Below are 18,753 nucleotides of genomic sequence, written 5' to 3'. Positions count from 1 at the left end.
AAGCTTGTCTCCTGGATTACCCCGCTGAATAACAGCCGTGATTATTCCCGGGTTTTCAGTACTGCCACCAGATCCAGATTTCGAAGTCGCCACCATGCGATCACTCCGGAGGCCACTGCGGATAACACCACCGCGGCAGCAGATATCCCGAGCGTCTGGGCAGTAACAATCAGAGGTACCCGGTACAGTTCCGTCTGCATGGCAGTGATCAGCAGTATTGCCAATCCGTCTCCGATCAACCAGCCCAGCGGGATACCCAGCACAAGCAACACGGCCATCTCGCCGAGAAGAATATGCGCTATCTCGTTGTGGGTGTAGCCCAGAACCCGAAGGCTTGCCAACTCACGCCCCTTTTCTGCGAGCGATATGCGAACCGTGTTGTAGATAACGCCGAATGCAATAACGCCCCCCAGAAGGCTGCTGAAAAAGGTGAATGTCAGAAAGGTCTTGGCGAGTGTTTCGTAAAAGCTGTCGAGCATGGCCTGCCGTATGGCAATACCCAACACTTTGGGGGTTTCCCTGAGTTCCCGGTAAACACTGTCTGCCCGAGCCGGGTCAACATTCATCAGTATCTGATTGACCAACGGACCATCGCCGAGCGCCCTATTGAGACCATCAAGGCTCATGTACGCCCCTACTCCGATAAATTCACTGGTGACACCCGCCACCGTCGTGGTGATCCAACGACGGTCGCCTTCCAATATCTCGATGTCGAGACGATCACCGGGCGAGACCGCCAGTTTTCTGGCGAGAAAATCCGTTAACAGCAGCCCCCGTTCCGGCAACGGAACCGGCTCCAGATTGGCATCAATAATGTGCTGCAAACGAGCCTCCCGCGGGATTCCGGTAATCGCCGTTCGCCATTCCCGATGCTCACTCACCAGGCGGGCCGAGACCGTTCTGCGCCCCTCAGCATAGCGAATACCCGGCTGCCGGCTCATGCCGAAAAGCACGGCACTGTTTACCGGATCGATCAGGGCTGCGCTCAGGTCCTGTTGCTGTACCCGGGCAAACTGTGCATGAACCATCAGGGTGACAGAATCAAATTGAAAGTTACCGACCATGATAATACCGGTTGCCATGGCCACTCCCAGCATTGAAAACAGAGTCCTGACAGGACGGCGCATGGTCTGGCGTACGATCATCCGGGAGGGCTGGCTGAACCGGATGCCGGACAACAGCTTCTCCGCCAGAGTAATACGGAACTTTGCCGGTCCCTCGGGACGCATGGCTTCCGCCGGGGGTAACATGGCTGCCTGTCGAATAGCGCGCCATCCCCCCAGCCAGGCAACCAGCAAGGTGATGCCCGCCAGCAACGCAATCCACCAGGGATTTATACGAAACAGGAGCCGCGGGAAACGGTAGTACTGCATGTACATCTCGCCAAGCCCATGCCCCAGCCAGAATCCGATCAGCAGCCCCAGAACCAGCCCCAGCACTGCAATAGCCAGGACCAACTGGCTGTAGTGCGCCGCGATATCCCGGTTGCTGTAACCAAAGGCCTTCAACACAGCAATAATATCCCTCTGGGTACTGATCAGCCGGGTAATGACTACGTTCAGCAGAAACATGGCGACACTCATAAAAATGAGCGGAAAGACTGTCGCCATGGTTTTAAGCTGGCTGAGCTCATCAGTCAGGAAACGATGGGAGAACTGGTCTTCACGGCCGAAGGCACCAGCAGCACCATACCGGTCCAGCAGGCGATCCAGGGCATCAATAACCGAAGCCACCGGATAGCCACTCTGCACCTGCAGCACCAGACTATTGAACGCGCCTTTCATATCCATGGCCGCCCCCAGCCCTTCCTCGTTCATCCAGAGCACGCCATAGCGTTTAAAATCAGGAAGCATTCCACCGGGCGGAATCACGTAGATAAACTCGGGAGATTCGACAACGCCGCTCACGGTCAGCATTTGTTGGCGACCATTAATAATGGCGTCGAAACGGTCTCCGGGACCAAGTCCGTGCGCCTCAGCAAAGCTGCCAATCAAGGCCACTTCCCGGCTGCGGCCACTGGCTGGAAGGCGACCTTCACGGACAAATATCCGATTCACGTCAGGCTGGCCAGACTTGGGTAATGACACCAGGTGAGCCGACACAGGGTCGTCAAACCCCGGGATATCGAGTTTCGCGCCCCCTTCAACCCGTGCAGACACAGCACCCACACCTGGAACTGAAGCCACCTCCTCCAGCACATGTGCAGGTGCCCGTTTCAAACCGACAAATACCTCGGCAAAACGGTACTGCTCGTAGTACTGGGCACGGGTAGCAGACAAAGATGAGTAGTTCAGGAGAGACATCACACACACAGCCACACCGCCTGCGATCACAAGCGCAATGGCAAAGACCTGACCACGCATCTGCCAGAGTTCACGGCGGAGTTTGGTGTTCAGTACGCTGGCGAACATACTCATCGCATCACCAGCTCAGGCTGTGCGGGTCCTGGCGCCGGGTATTTCGCTGCTCTCCGCTGATATTACCGTCAGAAAGCGTAATGACCCTATCGCCCATGCCCGCAATAGAGGCATTGTGAGTAATGATGACCGTGGTTGTACCGGTTTCTTGATTGGCTTTTTCCAGCGCCGCCAGCACCAATATCCCGGTGGTGGAATCCAGTGCTCCGGTTGGCTCGTCACACAACAGCACATCTGGCCGCTTGGCCACCGCTCTGGCAATCGCTACCCGTTGCTGCTCACCACCGGACAACTGGGCCGGAAAATGGTCCATCCGGTCCTTCAGCCCCACAAGATCGAGGGCCTCTTCCGGCGTCATCGGACTTCTGGCGATTTCAGTGACCGCCGCCACGTTCTCTCGGGCGGTCAGGCTGGGTATCAGGTTATAGAACTGGAAGACAAAACCAACATGGTCGCGGCGATAGCGTGTCAGTTCACGGTCATTGGCCTTGCTGAGGTCGACATTCCGATACCGGACATCACCACCGGTGGGGACATCAAGGCCGCCAAGAATATTCAGAAGCGTGGATTTACCGGAGCCGGATGCCCCGAGCATGACCACCAGTTCGCCAGCATAGAGATCAAGGTCTACGCCCCGGAGTGCCCGGACCTCGACTTCTCCCTGATCATAGATTTTGGTCAGCCCGCTGGTATGAAAAACCGGCTCCCGGCTCATAGCATCCATCCGCGACTCAAGCGCGCTGATCAGTCACCTGCACAATCAACACATAGTGTTGTATAGGGCAGCACCTGCAGTCGTCGGGGATCAATTTCCTCACCGCAAGACTCGCATTCATCCCCGATGCCGTTGTCGATCCGCTCAAGAGCCCGTTCGATCTGAACCAGCTCCTCACGAACTTCAGACTCCAGGGAGTCCACTACCTCATCGTTCTGGGTCTGAGTTGCCTGCTCTTCAAAATCTTTGTCCAGCGCACCGCCTTCCCGGTGCTGATGAGCTTCATACCGCGCCAACCGGGCCTTGAGATCCGCCCTAAGGGTTTCCAGCTCAGATTTTCTGTTACTCATAGTGCACACCTCCCGTTACGGCTTGATGCCAGTAATGTCAGATATTCCACTACAGTAGAGCATAAGCCGATCTTCGGCTTGATGCCCGTCAAAATCACGCCATGAAAGGCAGCGCGAGCGTTCAGCCGGGCGACACTCTGACCTCAGGCTGCCTGGCCGGAGACCTGAAACTGGCCCGTCAGGCGCTGAAGTTTGTTCGCCGAAGCCTGTGTTCGTTCCGAGCTGAGCGTCAACTGATTGATGACGCCATTCATTACCGAGGCGCTTTCTGCCACACCAGTGGTCTGGGCGCTCTGCTGACGATTGGTCTCTTCGATGCCTGAAATCGCCCGGAACAGCTTTTCGACCATGTGATGCAAAGCTGAATTGTCATCGGCCGCGGCCTCCGCTTTCTGCAGACGCTCTTCCATTTCAGACATGCCTTCTTCCATGGTCTGAACGGCTCTTCGGGTTTCATCCTGCACTCCGCTCAGGCGCTCGCCAATATCCTTGGTTGCCTGAGCGGTTCTGCTGGCCAGTTGGCGCACTTCATCCGCCACAACCGCAAAACCTTTGCCGGACTCCCCTGCCCGGGCTGCCTCAATGGCAGCGTTCAGTGCCAGCAGATTGGTCTGGGCCGCAATGTCGTTGATCACCAGCGCCGTCTTGCTGATTTCTTCGGTACGGTCATTAGCCGCCCGAATACCTTCTGCAGATCGATTAACCACATCGCGGATACTCTGGGTTTCCTGGCTTACCCGGGCAAACTGTTGCCGAGCCCGCTCAACCACTTCTTCCATACTTGAACGCATTTCCTGAGCTGTGGTCGAGGCATTGGTGATTTCATTCTCCTGCGCGGTTGCCCCCTGCACCATTCCATCAATGTGTTCCAGCACCTGTCGAATCCGTTCATCTGCCAACTGGTTCTGAGTCATCAACTGATCACCCGCCTGCCGCGTATCGGCCGCCAGGGTAATAACCTGCCCCACCATACCATCGAGGCTATCGATGAAGCTGTTAATCCAGCGAGCGAGGTCTCCTGACTCATCCCGTTTCATTTCTGACAGATCCAGGCGCTGGCGCAGGTTTCCGCCACCTTCAGCTATGTTTCTGATGACATCCGCCATAGCGCCCAGACGTTCCGAATACGGTCGAACCGATGTGGCCCGGAACATCAACACCATCATCATTGCTGCCAGCGCACTGACACCCGCATTAACCCAGACAGGAACACCACTGACCAAGAGCCCCAGATTTATGCCCCAAAGTACGGCTGCAAAAAATGCCAGTCTGGCCGATAACAGGAAGGATACGGACCGACGTCGATAGACTTCTTCGAGATCTCCCTCGCACATCATGCCCCAACGATCGGGTGAGCCGGGCAGTTGGAACGTCACGCCTTTACCAATGACAGGGATATGTCGGTAGTCCGAGTAGCCAGGGTACTTCACATAAAGGTTCTCACCTTTGGCGATGGTTTCCCTGACCCCTGGGTGTAACTGACCAGTCGCGGGGTCGGTAAAGCGGATTTCAAATTCCGTGTGCTCACGAACCCCGACGGTACCAAAACCCGTTCGAATACCGTCTTTGAGATTATCACCGTGGCTGAAGGTGGCGTCCTCGAACCGGGAACGGGAAAGCGCAGTGCCAGGAAGAATGGTGGAATCAAAGCGACTTTCGATCATAAAAATGTAGTTGTCGCCAGATTCCTCGAACACGTGGCCCGCTTCCCGTTGAATCAGATCGCTCATCACATCGTTTGGGATGCGGGCACAGATAGCGGCTGACCGATTACCGTCCAGTGTGACTGGCTGGTAGAACATCAGGGTGACTGCATCATGAAACCGGGAGGTCGTGGCTCCCAGTTCCTGAGTGACCGGATCCCGATAGGGTCCGTGCAGAAAACGCCCCTGCAAACCTTTCTCAACCGCAGACCGGGGAAGATCACACTTACCCTGGCGATTCCTGGCGGTGGATTCCAGTACGACACCGTCCTGATCAATCACAAACAGTTCAGATATTTCACGAAGTCTGCCTCCGGAGGCCCGAACAACTTCGCAAACTGCAGACTCGTCCTGACCATTAATCCTCGCGGCCAGGGATTCCATGAATACCCACTTGTGCTCTGCCCAGGCCACCAGTCCATCGCGCCGGGTACGGGCCACACTTTCAAAAATCTGCTCATTGGTGCTGTACATTTTCCTGTTCAGAAAACAGGACCAGCCCATGGCAAGCTTCCCTGTTGAGCCCCATATCGGCAGCCAGCCACGCTCCTTGTCAGTGAGATTCATTGCGTCGCTTTTAAGGGTCATTACACCATCCTCCAAACCGTACATCAGAGACTGTTTGGCACCAGGCCAGGGCAGTCACTCCGGAAAAGAGGATAAGCGCTGCAAGGATCAGGCCCATTTCCGTTGGACAGGAATAAGCCCCGCAATTCTTTGGTTTCAAAGGAGGTTATATCCGAGGAGTCAGGAAAAACACAACGCACAAAATGCCCTGAATTGGCGCACAAAATGTGCACCCCAACAGAGCAGGGCACTATATTGGAGCATTTCTAGGACCTTCAAGGCCTATCATCGGTCAGACAATGCCTGTTCGTGATTCAGCAATGCCCTCTTTCTGCTTTCCCCCCAACGGTAGCCGGAAAGAGAACCATCAGACCGAACCACGCGGTGACAAGGCACCAGCACCGCCAGGTGATTAGCCGCACAGGCGCCAGCAACAGCCCTGGATCCGGACGGTACGCCCACCTTACGAGCCACTTCGGCGTAACTGGCCCGGCTTCCTGAAGGGATCGTTCTCAGTGTTTGCCAGACCCGGCGTTGGAACTCCGTCCCGCGAAGATCGAGATCAACCCCCAACGTATGGCGACTATCAACGAGGTAATCCATCACCTCACTGAACCAGTCCTCACTGGAGGTTTCAGAGTGCTGCAACTGCGCCCCCGGAAAGCGGCCAGCAAGATCCGCAAGCAAACCCTCGGTGCTATCCCCCGGGAGAACCGCACACACACCGTGATCCGAGTGGGCGACAAGCACAGAGCCCAGATAACAGTTACCCACTTGCCAGGTGATGATTTCACCGGAACCTACGTGTTGAGCAGACATGAGCAGGGCCCTCCGGACGGCCTAACAATTTGTTACTCAAATTACCACTTTAGTCCGATTGTTGCCTACTTTGCCAACCATGAAACTACCCTCGACCAACAACAAACAACAACACCTCTGTTCCGCCCAAGGTGGGGCAGTATCCCCAGAGGCTAACAACAATGACTTTCAGAAAAGCACTCTTTTCTGCGTGCCTGCTATTGCTCGCATGCTCAACTGTATCTGCAGAAACCCTGAAGCTGGGGCTGAACTACCCCCAAACCGGGCGCTACAAGGATCAGGGACTGCAACAGCGGCTTGGCGCTTTTCTCGCCATTGACGAAATCAACCAGGCAGGCGGCGTTATGGGCCGGCAACTGGAACTGGTTATCCGCAATTCCCGAAGCGAGCCTGACAAGGGTGCCCGCAATACCGCAGAGCTGATCGATCAGGAAGGCGCCAGCATGGTATTTGGCGGCGTTTCAAGCGCTGTCGCCATTGCGTCAGGGAAAGCAGCCAAAGCCCGCGACCGTTTATACTTCGGTACTCTCACCTACTCCAACGCAACGACCGGCGAAGAGGGGCAGTCCCATATGTTCAGGGAACCCTACAACGCCTGGATGACCGCGAAAGCACTGAGCAAATATCTCAGCGCGAATCATGCTGACGACACATATTTCTACATCACTGCCGATTACACCTGGGGCTGGTCTGTTGAAGAGTCCGTCCGCAAATTCTCAGGAACGGAAGATACCGCCACGAATCCCGGTGTTAAAACTCCCTTCCCAAGGGCTCTGATCAGCGATTTTCGCACCGCGCTTGAACAGGCCGAAACCAGCGGCGCCAAAGTCCTGATGATGGTCCTGTTCGGTGACGATATGGTCCGTGCCCTCAATGTAGCCTACGAAATGGGCCTTAAGGACAAACTGCAGATCGTTGTTCCAAACCTGACGCTGGGCATGGCGCGGCAGGTAGGCCCGACGATTATGGAAGGCGTTATCGGCGGTTCTCCCTGGGTTTGGAACGCTCCGTACGAACTCAACTACCCCCGTGGCAAGGAATTTGTCGAAGCGTTCTCCAAGCGCTATGAGATGCGGCCTTCGACAGCTGCGGCGTCCGCCTACAGCATCGTCTATCAGTACAAGGATGCTGTCGAACGTGCCGGCACCACCGATACCAGTCGTGTCATCGATGCGCTTGAAGGCCACCACTACACGTTCCTGAAGGATGAACAGTACTGGCGAGACTTTGATCACCAAAACATCCAGACCGTGTATGTGGTCAAGGTGAAGCCGCGCAACAGCATTGTCGAGGATGCCTACAGCTCGGACTACTTCACCATTATCGATTCAATGGTCGGGGATGAGGCTGCCCAGACCAGGGAAGAATGGGAAGCCCGACGACGCGCGGCTGGCAAATCCACCTCACTGTGACGCCCCCTTTGCGCAATGTTCAGAATCGAAAGGAGAAGGCCCCGTAGAATCGGGGCCTCAGAACACTTAGACTTTCGTTTCCGAACACTAGAAGGATTTCAGAATGTCCCAGCAGCGCCGCCTTGACCAGATCATGGAGATGATCCAGCGCAGCGGGTTCGTTACCACGGAGCAGCTGGTCGAACAGTTCCGGGTAACCCCCCAGACCATTCGGCGCGACCTGAACGAACTGGCCAGCCAGAACAAACTCACCCGTCATCACGGCGGCGCGGGCATCGATTCAAGCACAGTGAACACCGCCTACCAGGAGCGGAAGATCATGAACCTGGAGGCAAAGGAACGCATCGCCAAAGCACTCGTGAAGCAGATACCGGATGGCGCCTCCATGTTCATCAATATAGGTACAACCACAGAAACCATTGCCCGCGCGTTACTCGACAAGCGAAATTTACGGGTTGTTACCAACAACCTTCACGTGGCATCCATTCTCTCTGCCCGTGAGGATTTCCACATCATCATTGCCGGGGGCGAGGTGCGCAACCGGGATGGCGGAATCGTCGGAGAGGCCGCGGTCGACTTCATCAACCAGTTCAAAATGGACTTTGGCATTATCGGGATCAGCGGTATCCACTCTGACGGTTCGCTGCTGGACTTTGACTACCGGGAAGTTCGCGTTGCCCAGTCCATCATTGCCAATTCAGGCCAGGTATTGCTTGCCGCTGACCATTCTAAATTCGGGCGTAACGCCATGGTCCGGCTTGGCAGCATCACACAGGCAGACCAGGTGTTTACCGACGCCAGACCGCCCAGGGAAATCACCCGCGCCCTCAAAGACAATGGTGTGGCCCTGCATATCGTCTGAGTTGAGGCCTGATTCACGCTCCAGGTGAAGCACCTCAAATTCCCCTTTACGAACAATTCCCCACTATTTATAGTCGTTTTCAAACATTCAATGTTCGTTTTAGGAAATCGAGCCATGGAAACTGAGACCGACCTCTATGACGTACTCGTCGTGGGCGGAGGCGTAAACGGGACGGGAATTGCCCTTGATGCGGCGGGGCGAGGCCTTAAAGTATTGTTATGCGAGATGGATGACCTCGCATCGGCCACCTCATCAAGCAGCAGCAAGTTAATTCATGGTGGGCTGCGCTATCTCGAACATTACGAATTCCGACTCGTCAAAGAGGCCCTTGCTGAACGGGAAGCACTCTTGCGCAATGCACCACATATCATGTGGCCCATGCGATTCAGGCTCCCCCATCGCCCTCATCTCCGCCCAGCCTGGATGATCAGAACCGGTCTTTTTCTCTATGACCACCTGGCCAAGCGCGAAACCCTGGCGGGCTCGCACTCCATTCGCTTCGGTCCTGGCTCTCCTCTAAAGCCCGAAATTACCCGGGGATTTGAATACTCGGATGGCTGGGTGGACGATGCCCGGCTGGTTGTACTCACCGCACGCAACGCCCAACAACACGGTGCCACCATTCTGACCCGCACGAAGTGCATCAAAGCCACACGGGGCAAGGAGCAATGGAACGCTCAGCTGAGAGACATGGTGACTGGTACCGAAAAGAACGTGTCGGCACGAGTCATCGTCAATGCGACTGGCCCCTGGGTAAGCCGGCTGTTCGATGAAAGCCTCTCGATGAAGGCGCCAAAGCAGATACGTATGGTAAAAGGCAGTCACATCGTCGTACCCCGGATCAGCCAGGGCAGCGAGGCCTACATACTCCAGAACGAAGACGAACGCATAGTCTTCGTCATTCCCTATGAAGACCACTTCTCTCTCGTTGGTACGACCGACGTGGAATATCACGGAGACCCGAAAAAGGCACAAATCTCGCCAGAGGAAACCGACTATCTTCTGGGAGTCATCAACGAATACTTCCAACACCAGTTGCAACCATCGGATGTCGTCTGGTCGTACTCTGGTGTCAGGCCACTGATGGATGGCGAAGAGGAAGCTGCCCAAAAAGCGTCCAGAGACTATTCCTTTGAGGTTAATGAAGCGGAGGGACATGCTCCGCTGATTTCCGTATTTGGCGGCAAGATCACCACCTTTCGGAAACTGGCCGAAGCCGCCACCAATCGTCTCTGCACGTACTTCCCTGGAGCCGGCGAACCATGGACCCGCAACGCAGTGCTGCCGGGAGGGGAGTTCAGTAACCAGCAAACTCTCGCGGAGCAGCTTGAAATTCGGCACCCCTGGCTTCCGCCTTCGGTCATCAAGCGCTATGTCCGCACCTACGGAACCGACAGCTTCAGAATCGTCGAAGGATGTCGCACGATTGAGGATCTGGGAACACCGTTTACCGATACCCTGTTCCAACGTGAAGTTGACTACCTGATTGACAATGAGTGGGCCCAGACGACAGAAGATGTTCTATGGCGCCGGACCAAACAGGGGCTCTATATCAGCGGGGAACATCTCGGCCAGCTTGAGAATTATCTCGCAGACAAGGTTCCCGCACGAGCCTGATCAGCCGGCAAGTGTGTCCCTGACCACCTGTTGAAGAGCGGGCACAACGTCCGACTCGAACCAGGGATTGGTTCTCAGCCAGCGGTTATTTCTGGGGCTCGGATGAGGTAATGGCACCACTGAAGGCCAGAATTCACGCCACCGCTTGACGTTTTCGGTGACAGACCCGGAAGGTTCAGGGAGATGCCAGGCGTGGGCATATTGACCGATAACCAGCGTAAGCTCGATATTCTTCAAACGGTCCAGCAGCGCCATTCGCCAGGCCGGGGCACATTCGGGTCTTGGCGGAAGGTCACCGGATTTACCGGTTCCCGGGTAACAGAAGCCCATTGGGAGAATCGCCAGTTTCTGCTCATCATAAAAGGTATCCCTGGTGATACCCATCCACTGCCTTAGCCGGTCTCCGCTGGGATCGTTAAATGGCAAACCGGTTTCATGGACCCGCCGCCCCGGCGCCTGCCCAACCACGAGAATTCTGGAACTCTCGGACAGCTGTATAACCGGGCGAGGCTCATGGTCCAGCGCGCCAGCACACAGCGTGCACGCACGAACCTTTCTTATCAGGGCGTCGAAAGGCAGGTCGGCCAGTTCACTATTCATACACTTCCCCAACCGCTGAACCAAGAGCGACCGCAGCGCCCCGCAAACCGGTAAACCGATCAGTAACCACAAACACTGGCGTTCGCTCCATGATTGGTCGCATGCGCCCTTTGTCTTCAAACCCTTGCCGGAACCTGCTTTTAAGGAAGAAATCCAGAATGTTCGGGAGGATACCGCCACAAAGGTAGACTCCTCCGGTAGCACCCAACGTCAATGCACTGTTTCCAACGGTGCGCCCCAGTATCTCGCAAAACGTGTGAAGGGTGCGAACAGCCAGGGCATCAGTCCCCTCAATTGCTGATTCAGTTATGGCTTCCGGGCTGACCAGTGGGGCCGGGATTCCGCTGATGTCAGCCAATGCTCTATAGAGGTTCACCAGACCATCACCACAGAGAACACGTTCTACAGAAACACGGCCAAACCGGGCCTGCAATCGCTTAAGAATCTCCATGTCGAGGTCGTTGGTAACCGGCAAATCCACATGGCCACCTTCCGTTTCCAGTGGTGCCCATCCATTCCCAACCGGTACCAGAGCGGAAACCCCCAACCCGGTACCAGGCCCCATGACCAGCCGGACGGCACTGGCGTCACCAATACCACCGCAGACATGGATCAGCTCATCGGACGGCACAACACTAACCCCGAGCGCCATAGCGGTAAAATCGTTTATCACCTCGAACCTCTCCCAGCCAAAGCGTTGCCGGAGTTCTTCGATGTCAAACTGCCATGGGTTATTGGTCAAACGTACCTGGGTTCCGTATACCGGTGCCGCCACGGCAAGGCAGGCGGATACCACCGAGCCCACTCCCACGTGACCAAGGTAGTCTGCAATCGCTGCGCAAATATCCGGATAGCCTGTACAGGGCAAGCTCTCCACGGACTCAAGCCCAGACATTGCTCTCCCATCGTCTGCTCGTCCAAACGAAGGGATACCATGCTTCACCAATGCAAAGCGCACATTGGTGCCACCAATATCACCCACAAGGGCATACTGATGTTCTGTCATGGGCCTGCTGTCCAGAATGAGCTGGCACCCTCCTCCGGCGTACTTGCTCCCCGACGCATCCAGCCGAACAGCTCCCGCCCGTAATCCTGATGGCTACCAGAAAGATCCACCTCCGCCAGTGGCCGGGCCATAAACTCCCGCGCCTCAACATCGACCGTCAGTTTGCCCGTACCCGCATCGAGGATTACCCTGTCACCATCCCTGATGCGCGCCAGTGGCCCACCGTCCAGAGCCTCAGGGTATACATGTATCGCTGCCGGAACCTTACCGGAGGCACCGGACATACGGCCATCCGTCACCAAAGCAACCTGGAAACCCCGATCCTGGAGCACTCCCAGATAAGGCGTCAGCTTGTGTAATTCAGGCATACCGTTGGCCTTCGGCCCCTGGAATCGGACCACCACAACACAGTCCCGGTCAAGCTGCCCGGCTTCGAAAGCGTTCTTGAGTTCGTTCTGGTCGTTGAACACCACCGCAGGGGCATCCACCGCGCGATGCTCCTCGGCAACCGCTGATACTTTGATGACCCCTCGACCGAGATTGCCATCGAGCACCCGGAGCCCTCCATCAGGCGCGAACGGCTCGGTCGCTGAGCTTAGAACATCCGGTCGCAGACTTTTCCCGGGTGCCGGCTGCCACTGCAAGGCCCCCTTCTCCATCACCGGCATCTGGGCATAGTTTTCCAGGCCCGGGCCGATCACCGTTTCCACATCATTGTGCAAATAGCCTGCAGTCAGTAGCTCGCGGATCAGGAGCGGCGTTCCACCGGCCTCATGGAATGCGTTAACGTCTTCCTGTCCGTTCGGGTAGATTCGGGTCATCGATGGTACGACGGCGGACAGGTCTGCATAGTCATTCCAGTCGATAATGATGCCCGCCGCCCGCGCAATGGCGATCCAGTGAATCGTATGGTTGGTAGAGCCCCCCGTCACCAACAATGCCACCAGTGCGTTAACGATACTCTTTTCGTCAACCATATCTCCCAGCCCCAACTGGCCACCGTGGGGTTTCGACAGTTTTATCGCCTGTTCGGTAGCGGCCCGAGTCAACGCATCTCTTAATGGCGTACCGGGATTAACAAAGGCCGCTCCGGGCATGTGTAACCCCATGACCTCGACCAACAACTGGTTGCTGTTTGCCGTACCGTAGAACGTGCAGGTTCCCGGGCTGTGATATGACTTGCTCTCCGCCTCCAACAGCTCATCCTTGCCAATTTTCCCCTCGGCATAGAGCTGACGAATCCGCTGTTTTTCCTTGTTGGGCAAGCCGGACGGCATAGGGCCAGATGGCACAAGCACCGTTGGTAAGTACCCAAAACTCAGGGCCCCGATCAACAATCCGGGAACTATCTTGTCGCAGATGCCCAATAACAGGGCGGCATCAAACATGTTGTGGCTCAGGGAGACCGCCGTACTCATGGCTATTGTGTCTCGGGAAAAGAGACTCAGCTCCATCCCTGGCTGCCCCTGGGTTACACCATCACACATAGCCGGCGTAGCACCAGCAACCTGTGCAACAGACCCCATGCCGTGCGCCGCCTCTCGAATGATATCGGGATATTTTTCATAGGGCTGATGGGCTGAGAGCATGTCGTTATAGGCCGAAACCACGGCCACATTCGCCCGGTTCATGAACTTCAGAACGTCTTTGTCGTTCTGATTACAGGCGGCGAATCCGTGGGCGAGATTCCCGCAAGACAGGCTGCTCCGGTGAGGTGACTGCTCTTTCAACCGGTTCATGCGGTCAAGATATGCCTGGCGGGAATCTCGACTGCGCTCGATAATCCGCTGGGTAACCTTGTCTACAATAGGGTGCATGACAATCTCCAATGGCCTCTGACATTTCGAGCTATAAACGTAGCATTACGTTCTTTTTAGTGCCTCTAACGACAAATATCGTGCACAGACACCATTTTATTGATATTTTTACTACATAAACTTGGCGATGACAGCTTCATCCACCAAGGAAGAGATCATTTGGGCGTTGCTGAAACAAACGGTCCATCTGAATATGATAGCGTGCATAACATATTCGGTGGTGCCCACTCACAACCCTGCAACTCCCGCACCAACGACCAAATGATAAGCGACGCCCGTGGTGTAAACCGGTATCGTAAAAACAGGATCTGCACTACCCCCAACAACCAGAAGGACACAGAACATGCTCAGGCGCACAAAGATTGTCGCAACCCTCGGCCCGGCAACGGACTCCCCGGAATCGCTGTCCGCCATTATCAAGGCCGGCGTCGATGTTACTCGCCTGAATTTCTCCCATGGTAGCGCCGATGAGCATATTGAACGAGCCCGACGGGTTCGCGAAGCCGCCGCAACACAGGGACGATTTGTCGCATTACTTGCTGACCTTCAGGGCCCGAAACTCAGGATCGCCCGTTTCACCGATAACAAGGTTACACTCACCGCAGGCCAGACCTTCGTGCTTGATGCCTCAATGGACAAGAGCGCAGGCACCCCGGACCGTGTCGGTATTGATTATGAGCAGTTGATTCAGGACGTTGAACCTGGCGACATCCTGGTACTGGACGATGGCCGCATTGAAATGGAAGTGGAGGCTGTTGATGACCACAGCATTTCATCGAAAGTTCTTATCGGCGGCCCACTATCCAACAACAAGGGCCTGAACAAACGGGGCGGCGGACTGTCCGCAGACGCGCTCACCGAGAAAGACAAAAAAGACATTGTAACAGCAGCACAACTGGGCGCTGACTACGTTGCGGTTTCCTTCGTACGGACCGCTGAAGATATGCACGTTGCCCGCCAGTTGTTAAAAGATGCTGGCTCTGATGCTGGCCTTGTCGCCAAGATCGAACGGGCAGAACTCGCCTATGACGAAGCAGCTCTGGATGCAGTTATCGAAGCGTCTGACGCTGTTATGGTTGCCCGCGGAGACCTCGCGGTGGAAATCGGCGATGCTGAACTGGTCGCTGTGCAGAAGCACATCATCAGACGTGCCCGCCAGCTGGATACAGCGGTTATCACGGCAACCCAGATGATGGAATCCATGATTACCAACCCGATGCCCACGCGCGCAGAAGTCTCTGACGTGGCGAACGCGGTGATGGATTACACCGATGCGGTCATGTTGTCAGCCGAAACGGCCGTCGGCGACTACCCCGTCGAAGCGGTGGAAGCCATGGTGCGCATCTGCCTTGGCGCGGAAAAGCACCCCTCCATGCACCAGTCCAAACACCGCATTCACGAAGCGATGGAACGGGTGGATGAAGCCATTGCGCTGTCTGCGATGTACGCTGCCAACCATCTCGACGGTGTGACCGCGATTATCTGCCTGACGGAAACCGGAGCAACACCAAAGCTGATGTCACGTATCAAATCCAGCCTGCCAATCTTCGCGTTTTCCCGGCACCACTCAACTCAGCACCGGGTCGCGCTTTTCCGAGGCGTCCAGACTGTACCGTTTGACTCGGCGGAGGTTGCTAACGACCAGACTAATGCCCTCGCGGTTCAGGAACTGGTGAATCAGGAAGTGGTGAAGGAAGGCGATCTCGTCGTCCTTACCAAAGGCGATTACGTCAATGCCCAGGGCGGAACCAACACAATGAAAATTGTGCGGGTCGGCCCCGACATTCGTTAACGCGTCAGGACCTCAAGGCTGGACCGGGCAACTTCGGTTATTCCCGGCCAGTCTTTTGCAGCCACTAACTCAGCGGGTGTCAGCCAGGATCCCCCAACAGCCTGCACATTGCTTAATGCCAGATAATCTCTGGCGGTTTCTCTTGTGATGCCACCTGTGGGACAAAAGGTTACATCCCAGAACGGGCCGCTAAACGCTTTCAGGGCCGGCCTCCCCCCAGCCACTTCTGCCGGAAAAAACTTGAATTCCCGGTAGCCAAGGGCATACCCCAACATCAACTCCGACGCAGACGCCACCCCCGGAAGCAATGGCACTTCCGAGGTCAATCCGAATTCGAGAATGGATTCCGTCACCCCCGGCGTAATCACAAACTGCGCACCGGCTGCTTCGACCTGGCGGTACTGCTCAATACTGGTGACGGTCCCCGCCCCCACCCACGCCTCCGGAATCGCCTGGCGTACCTGCTTGATGGCCTCCAGCCCATGTTCCGTGCGCAAGGTAATCTCCAGGACGTTAATCCCGCCATCGACGAGGGCTCGGCACAGGGGTACCGCATCCTCAAGTTTCCGGATTGCAATCACCGGGACTAACGGCGAAGCCGCAAGCACCGCCTTGACTTGTTCCCTATGGTCATTGGATAGCTGGGTCATAAATCTCTCCATGAAATAGCAACAGGACTGCCGTTCGGATCACCGGTTCAGGGGCTCCAGAACAGACGCAGCCCGGGCTTCAAAAACCCTCGTACAGGCATTGCTTCGATCTGATTCGGGTGGGCAAGCGCCCGGGCGAGTGTTTCGAGCTTGTCATCTCCCCGCAGGTGCAGAGCGGTGTAGCCTGCTGCCGCAAGAACAGGAAAAGTCAGCGTAATCCGCTGTTGCGGCTGGGAAATCGGTGTCATCGCAGCAACTCTGGCGGAACCGCCCAGCGCCAGCGCTTCCGGTAACTCCGGAGCATCCGGAAACAGAGACGCTGTGTGGCCGTCGGTTCCCATTCCCAGAATCAGAACATCCAGCGGAAACCACAGGCCGTCGAGAACCTTCTCTACCTCAGACAATGCCGCAGCAGGAGACTCGCCGGGCTGCTTGAGCGAGAAAAACCGAGCCTGGGCACATGGTCCCTGGAGCAGATTATCTTTCACGAGCCGGGTGTTACTGGCCGGGTCGTTTTCATCGACCCACCGCTCATCCACCAGCACAATATCAACGCGGCACCAGTCCAGGTTTTTATCCGATAATGCCCGGAAAAAAGGTACGGGCGTTGAACCTCCGGATACTGCGAGGCTAGCCCTTGGTGCGCTGCTCAGTCGTTCTGAGAGCACATTCGCGACCTCATCAGCCAGGGACTGCGCTACGGGCTCAGCACTGCTACCCAGATGGGCAATAACGCCGTCAGGTAAAGTAAGATCAGACATCTTCATACCAGCTCCTGCCATCACGGGTAATCATGGCAATGGAGGCAACAGGACCCCAGGTTCCGGCTGCGTAGCGCTTTGGCGGCTCCCCACTGTCGTGCCAGTTGCGGATTACCCGGTCAACCCATCGCCAGGCATGTTCAACCTCATCACGGCGGACAAACAGGTACTGATTACCCTTCATGACCTCCCACAACAAACGCTCATAGGCATCCGGTATGCGCTCAGCATCAAAGGTTTCGGAAAAGGTAAGTTCCAATGGCCCCTGGCGTAACCGCATGCCTTTGTCCAAACCCTGATCCTTGGTCAGGATCTTCAGCTCCATGCCTTCATCCGGCTGCAGACGGATGATCAGCTTGTTGTTCGCAAGATGTTTCTGATCCGGGTCGAAAATGTAGTGTGGCGCTGGTTTGAAGTGAATGATGATCTGGGAAAGTTTTTCGGGAAGGCGCTTCCCGGTACGGATATAGAAAGGCACACCAGACCATCGCCAGTTATCAATTTCGGCTTTCAGCGCAACAAAGGTCTCGGTGCTGCTACCCCGATTTGCTCCTTCCTCTTCCAGATAGCCGGGAACCGGCTGGCCTGCACTGGTCCCGGCGGTGTACTGACCCCGGACCACATAGCGCTCCATCATGTCGGGCGTTATCTGGCGCAGGGCTTTTAGTACCTTCACCTTTTCATCACGGATGCTGTCCGCTGAGAGGTCCGAAGGTGGGTCCATGGCTATCAGGCATAGCAGTTGCAGCAGATGGTTCTGGATCATATCCCTGATCTGGCCTGCCTTGTCGAAGTACCCCCAGCGCCCTTCAATACCGACGGCCTCGGCCACTGTGATCTCGACATGAGAAATATGATTCTGATCCCACTGGGAGGCGAACAGATTATTGGCAAAACGGAGTGCAATCAGGTTCTGGACCGTTTCTTTACCCAGATAATGGTCGATACGGAACAGCTGGCTTTCTCTGTAGACCTCACCGAGCTCATCATTGATAACCTTTGAGGACTCAAGGTCATGACCGATCGGCTTCTCCACCACCACCCGGGTCTTTTCGGTGCAACACTGGGCGGACCGAAGATTTCTGGCAATCACACCATACATTGACGGCGGCGTCGCCATGTAAACGATCAGTTCATTGTTGTCACTGTCGCGCCAGTCATTCAGCTGGCAAAACCCTTCAGGATCATTGAAATCGAGAACCTGATAGTCAACCCGTTGCAGAAAGGCTTCGGCAACAGAAGGTTCAAACTGATCGGGCTTGATGGCCTTCTGGAGCTTCTCGAACAATTGCTTGCGGACACCCGTCGTATCCTTTTCGGTACGAGCGATTGCCAGAATACGACTGCCGTCTGCCAGGAGCTTTGCCCGCTCAAGTTGATAGAGCGCCGGAAACAGCTTGCGTTGCGCCAGATCGCCCAGAGCACCGAACAGCATAAGGTCGCAACGGGTATCCATGTTATTGACCATTTCCTTTCTCTCCGCCTGTAGAGTACACGCCAACCCGGTTAGCTATACATGATTATTCAAGCAACTATCTGACCAACACCCGACCAACACCCGATCAAAGACACGCGGCACCCCGATCAAAACGGAATTTTACTGTGCCGGCCTGGCCAGCCAGAACATTCTATCTATAGGCAAAATGTCGTAACTTTAAGAAAATA

The 18,753-nt window shown here is 55.8% G+C and carries 15 protein-coding genes; 4 read left to right on the top strand and 11 right to left on the bottom strand.

Annotated features, from left to right (window positions below; genetic code table 11):
* Positions 1–41: 41 nt before the first annotated feature.
* The 5 genes from FWJ25_RS05970 to FWJ25_RS05950 form a co-directional block, all read right to left on the bottom strand.
* Positions 42–2,417 carry an ABC transporter permease gene (locus tag FWJ25_RS05970; protein ID WP_149599344.1) on the bottom strand — a complete coding sequence of 792 codons (2,376 nt, stop codon included), beginning with the start codon at positions 2,415–2,417 and terminating at the stop codon, positions 42–44.
* Between the two features lie 4 nt (positions 2,418–2,421).
* Positions 2,422–3,132 carry an ABC transporter ATP-binding protein gene (locus tag FWJ25_RS05965; protein ID WP_246166668.1) on the bottom strand — a complete coding sequence of 237 codons (711 nt, stop codon included), beginning with the start codon at positions 3,130–3,132 and terminating at the stop codon, positions 2,422–2,424.
* A gap of 29 nt (positions 3,133–3,161) precedes the next feature.
* Positions 3,162–3,482, bottom strand: coding sequence for a TraR/DksA family transcriptional regulator (locus FWJ25_RS05960; RefSeq protein WP_149599342.1), 321 nt, complete (start codon positions 3,480–3,482; stop codon positions 3,162–3,164).
* A 143-nt stretch (positions 3,483–3,625) separates the two neighbouring features.
* Entirely contained in the window at positions 3,626–5,773 is a 2,148-nt protein-coding gene (locus FWJ25_RS05955; protein ID WP_149599341.1) for a methyl-accepting chemotaxis protein, read from the bottom strand.
* 264 nt (positions 5,774–6,037) lie between these two features.
* Entirely contained in the window at positions 6,038–6,571 is a 534-nt protein-coding gene (locus FWJ25_RS05950; protein WP_149599340.1) for a methylated-DNA--[protein]-cysteine S-methyltransferase, read from the bottom strand.
* Between the two features lie 161 nt (positions 6,572–6,732).
* Here FWJ25_RS05950 and FWJ25_RS05945 point away from each other — a divergent pair, with 161 nt between their 5' ends.
* The 3 genes from FWJ25_RS05945 to glpD all read left to right on the top strand — a co-directional run bounded on the left by FWJ25_RS05945 (position 6,733) and on the right by glpD (position 10,462).
* Positions 6,733–7,983 (top strand): substrate-binding protein, encoded by a 1,251-nt coding sequence (locus FWJ25_RS05945; RefSeq protein WP_149599339.1) that lies wholly within the window; start codon positions 6,733–6,735, stop codon positions 7,981–7,983.
* 103 nt (positions 7,984–8,086) lie between these two features.
* On the top strand, positions 8,087–8,845 hold the full coding sequence (locus FWJ25_RS05940) for a DeoR/GlpR family transcriptional regulator (RefSeq protein WP_149599338.1): 759 nt from the start codon (positions 8,087–8,089) through the stop codon (positions 8,843–8,845).
* Positions 8,846–8,959: 114 nt separating this feature from the next.
* Positions 8,960–10,462 (top strand): glycerol-3-phosphate dehydrogenase, encoded by a 1,503-nt coding sequence (gene glpD / locus FWJ25_RS05935; protein WP_149599337.1) that lies wholly within the window; start codon positions 8,960–8,962, stop codon positions 10,460–10,462.
* Here glpD and FWJ25_RS05930 read toward each other — a convergent pair whose 3' ends face one another.
* Genes FWJ25_RS05930 through edd form a run of 3 tightly spaced genes read right to left on the bottom strand, consistent with a single transcriptional unit; the run spans position 10,463 to position 13,885 of the window.
* On the bottom strand, positions 10,463–11,062 hold the full coding sequence (locus FWJ25_RS05930) for a uracil-DNA glycosylase family protein (protein ID WP_149599336.1): 600 nt from the start codon (positions 11,060–11,062) through the stop codon (positions 10,463–10,465).
* Positions 11,055–12,068: a glucokinase gene (glk, locus tag FWJ25_RS05925; RefSeq protein WP_149599335.1), complete on the bottom strand. Its 1,014-nt coding sequence runs from the start codon at positions 12,066–12,068 to the stop codon at positions 11,055–11,057. The genes FWJ25_RS05930 and glk overlap by 8 nt, the downstream gene beginning before the upstream one ends.
* A complete protein-coding gene (gene edd / locus FWJ25_RS05920; RefSeq protein WP_149599334.1) occupies positions 12,065–13,885 on the bottom strand; it encodes a phosphogluconate dehydratase in 1,821 nt (606 codons plus the stop codon). The genes glk and edd overlap by 4 nt, the downstream gene beginning before the upstream one ends.
* Before the next feature lie 343 nt (positions 13,886–14,228).
* Here edd and pyk point away from each other — a divergent pair, with 343 nt between their 5' ends.
* Positions 14,229–15,677, top strand: coding sequence for a pyruvate kinase (pyk, locus tag FWJ25_RS05915; RefSeq protein WP_149599333.1), 1,449 nt, complete (start codon positions 14,229–14,231; stop codon positions 15,675–15,677).
* Here the strand turns inward: pyk and FWJ25_RS05910 are convergent.
* Genes FWJ25_RS05910 through zwf form a run of 3 tightly spaced genes read right to left on the bottom strand, consistent with a single transcriptional unit; the run spans position 15,674 to position 18,556 of the window.
* A complete protein-coding gene (locus FWJ25_RS05910) occupies positions 15,674–16,327 on the bottom strand; it encodes a bifunctional 4-hydroxy-2-oxoglutarate aldolase/2-dehydro-3-deoxy-phosphogluconate aldolase (protein WP_149599332.1) in 654 nt (217 codons plus the stop codon). The genes pyk and FWJ25_RS05910 overlap by 4 nt on opposite strands.
* A gap of 47 nt (positions 16,328–16,374) precedes the next feature.
* Complete coding sequence (gene pgl, locus FWJ25_RS05905) at positions 16,375–17,088, bottom strand: 6-phosphogluconolactonase (protein WP_149599331.1); 714 nt, start codon at positions 17,086–17,088, stop codon at positions 16,375–16,377.
* Positions 17,081–18,556: a glucose-6-phosphate dehydrogenase gene (gene zwf / locus FWJ25_RS05900; RefSeq protein ID WP_149599330.1), complete on the bottom strand. Its 1,476-nt coding sequence runs from the start codon at positions 18,554–18,556 to the stop codon at positions 17,081–17,083. Before zwf ends, pgl begins: the two co-directional genes overlap by 8 nt.
* Positions 18,557–18,753 lie beyond the last annotated feature (197 nt).

The organism is Marinobacter salinexigens (assembly GCF_008370345.1).
GTDB classification, from domain to species: Bacteria; Pseudomonadota; Gammaproteobacteria; order Pseudomonadales; family Oleiphilaceae; genus Marinobacter; species Marinobacter salinexigens.
This window is presented reverse-complemented; position numbering and strand designations above follow the sequence as displayed.

Coding starts and splice junctions, on each gene's coding strand:
- FWJ25_RS05970 (WP_149599344.1), bottom strand. CDS start 2,417: ATGAGTATGTTCGCCAGCGTACTGAACACCAAACTCCGCCGTGAACTC.
- FWJ25_RS05965 (WP_246166668.1), bottom strand. CDS start 3,132: ATGAGCCGGGAGCCGGTTTTTCATACCAGCGGGCTGACCAAAATCTAT.
- FWJ25_RS05960 (WP_149599342.1), bottom strand. CDS start 3,482: ATGAGTAACAGAAAATCTGAGCTGGAAACCCTTAGGGCGGATCTCAAG.
- FWJ25_RS05955 (WP_149599341.1), bottom strand. CDS start 5,773: ATGACCCTTAAAAGCGACGCAATGAATCTCACTGACAAGGAGCGTGGC.
- FWJ25_RS05950 (WP_149599340.1), bottom strand. CDS start 6,571: ATGTCTGCTCAACACGTAGGTTCCGGTGAAATCATCACCTGGCAAGTG.
- FWJ25_RS05945 (WP_149599339.1), top strand. CDS start 6,733: ATGACTTTCAGAAAAGCACTCTTTTCTGCGTGCCTGCTATTGCTCGCA.
- FWJ25_RS05940 (WP_149599338.1), top strand. CDS start 8,087: ATGTCCCAGCAGCGCCGCCTTGACCAGATCATGGAGATGATCCAGCGC.
- glpD (WP_149599337.1), top strand. CDS start 8,960: ATGGAAACTGAGACCGACCTCTATGACGTACTCGTCGTGGGCGGAGGC.
- FWJ25_RS05930 (WP_149599336.1), bottom strand. CDS start 11,062: ATGAATAGTGAACTGGCCGACCTGCCTTTCGACGCCCTGATAAGAAAG.
- glk (WP_149599335.1), bottom strand. CDS start 12,068: ATGACAGAACATCAGTATGCCCTTGTGGGTGATATTGGTGGCACCAAT.
- edd (WP_149599334.1), bottom strand. CDS start 13,885: ATGCACCCTATTGTAGACAAGGTTACCCAGCGGATTATCGAGCGCAGT.
- pyk (WP_149599333.1), top strand. CDS start 14,229: ATGCTCAGGCGCACAAAGATTGTCGCAACCCTCGGCCCGGCAACGGAC.
- FWJ25_RS05910 (WP_149599332.1), bottom strand. CDS start 16,327: ATGACCCAGCTATCCAATGACCATAGGGAACAAGTCAAGGCGGTGCTT.
- pgl (WP_149599331.1), bottom strand. CDS start 17,088: ATGTCTGATCTTACTTTACCTGACGGCGTTATTGCCCATCTGGGTAGC.
- zwf (WP_149599330.1), bottom strand. CDS start 18,556: ATGGTCAATAACATGGATACCCGTTGCGACCTTATGCTGTTCGGTGCT.